1 pseudogene is annotated in these 249 nt (G+C 77.1%); it reads right to left on the bottom strand.

Features of this window, described 5'->3' with window-relative positions:
• Nucleotides 1-249 (bottom strand): annotated as a pseudogene (locus AC0CH3_RS17880) (xanthine dehydrogenase family protein molybdopterin-binding subunit); the annotation flags it as partial.

The raw sequence follows: 249 nt of genomic DNA, 5'->3' as shown, positions 1-249 counted from the left end.
CCGCCATCACCGCGATGAAGCTCCCGCGAAAGGCATGGCAGGCGATCCCCTGCCCGCTGCCCGCGTCCCCGCCGTCCCAGCCGCCCAGCGACGCCGCGGTCGACAGGCACCGCGCCAGCCGCGCGCCGCCGCCCCGCATGCCGATCCGGTACGACATCGGCTCGGTTCCCGCGACGCGCGCGAGCTCGTCGACGACCGATTCGGGGCAGAACGCGGTATCGCCCAGCGCCCCGCCGCGCCGGTGCCCGG

It is taken from the genome of Sphingomonas sp. AC449 (assembly GCF_979253475.1).
The sequence above is the reverse complement of the archived record's forward strand: the minus strand, read 5'-3'. Positions and strand labels throughout refer to the sequence as shown.